The organism is Chryseobacterium sp. LAM-KRS1, assembly GCF_013184525.1.
GTDB lineage: Bacteria > Bacteroidota > Bacteroidia > Flavobacteriales > Weeksellaceae > Chryseobacterium > Chryseobacterium proteolyticum.
On sequence record NZ_JAAOIZ010000014.1, the window covers coordinates 1 to 1,873 of the forward strand.

The 1,873-nt window shown below is 37.6% G+C and carries 1 pseudogene; it reads left to right on the plus strand.

Going from position 1 to position 1,873, the window contains the following annotated elements:
- Positions 1-1,873, plus strand: a pseudogene (locus G9C87_RS20675) (DUF2723 domain-containing protein); the annotation flags it as partial.

Sequence of the window (1,873 nt, forward strand, 5' to 3'; positions counted from 1 at the left end):
AAGCCATACGATCTTATTAATGTTCAGAAGCCTTCTCTGGCTCAGAATATGGATTACTTCATTACTTTCCAGAACGGATATTACTTTGTAAGATACCTGATGTGGAATTTTGTAGGAAGACAGAATGATCTTGAGGGGAATATGGAAAATACAAAAGGAAACTGGATTTCCGGATTTTCTTTTATAGATAATGCCATGTGGGGAAATCAGGATAAGATGCCTGCTAAATTTAAAAATGAAAGCACGGTTGCCTTTTTCTTTTTACCTCTTATTTTGGGATTAATCGGATTCTTCTTCCAGCTTAACAGGGATTTTGGAAGATTCTATGCTATATTATCATTATTCGTTATTACCAGCGTTGGAATTATTTTCTATACAGGTGTAAAACCATTTGAACCTAGGGAGAGGGATTATGCGATGGTAGGCTCATTCTATGCTTTTGCTATATGGATAGGCTTAGGAGCGGGTGCTATTTTATGGTTCTTACAGTCTAAAGTAAAGTCCGGTGCAGCGAATATTGTTGCAGGAGTGGTTTTACTGGGTATACCTTTTATGATGGGATTCCAGAACTATAATGTACATGACAGAAGTAACCGGTATACAGCATATGATTATTCTTATTCCGTATTAAAATCATTGCCAAAAGAGGATATTTTATTTGTATACGGTGATAATGATACATATCCGGTTTGGGCTATTCAGGAAACCGAAAATTTCCGTGATGATGTAAAAGTGGTCAACTTTACTTTGCTATCAACACCATGGAACATTGACCAGGTAAAGAGAAAAACCTATAATGCCAATGCTATTCCAAGCCAGTTAACTCACGAAGACTACAGGGATGGTGTGAATGATCAGATCTACCTGATGAAAAAAGAAGACTGGCAGAATATCTTCAATAACCTTCAGGAACAAGGAGCCTCTTCTACGGAATTCCAGGCTTTTAGAAAGTATCTTACCCAGGATTCCATTACTTTAAAAGAAGCAATCAATTTCATCAAAATGAAATCCCCTGAAAAGGATGAAATTCTTAAAATGATCTTCGGAGAGGCGCGTTATGAAAAATACAACTTCTTACCGGTGAGTAAATTTATTTTACCTGTCAACAAGGAGAATGCTTTAAAAGCGGGGATTATCAATCCAAGCGATCTTCCTAATACTGTTAATCAGATCATGATCGATTATAAAGCGAATACTCTTTATAAGAACAACCTGATGATGTTTGATATTCTGGCTAATTTTGATTGGAAAAGACCGATTAACTTCTCCTCAGGCGGAGTATATGACAGCGAAAATATTTTCTATCTGGATGATTATTTGCAGTTGGATGGTTTCAGTTACCGACTGATTCCTATTCACACGCCACCTAGCAGCGATGGAGATATGGGAAGGGTAGACGCCAACTCTCTGTACAATGTGGTGAAAAACTTCAAATGGGGTAATTTTAAAGACTTAAATGCTCATTTTGATGAAACCGCAACTTCCAATATCATCAGCTATAGAAGTGCAGCGAGCAGAGCAGCAGCAGCCCTTTCTTTAAAAGGTGAAAAAGCTAAAGCGATCGAGTTACTGGACCTTGCTGCTAAGGAAATTCCGGTAGAAAAATACAATGATCCACGCTCATTAAGTTCAATTGTGTACGGATATATTGTAGCAGGACAGGAACAAAAAGGATTGAAACTGGCAGAAGTTCTTAAGAAAGGAATATTCGAAGAATATGATTACTATTTAAGCCTTAGCCCTGGTGATCAGAGATACCTGAGAAGACAAATGGGAGCTAAACCTATGGAATATTCTCTTGTGGTTTCTGCTGTAACTACAGCTTACAACGCTATTGGGCAGAAAGATAAAGCATACGACTACCTTGTGAAAT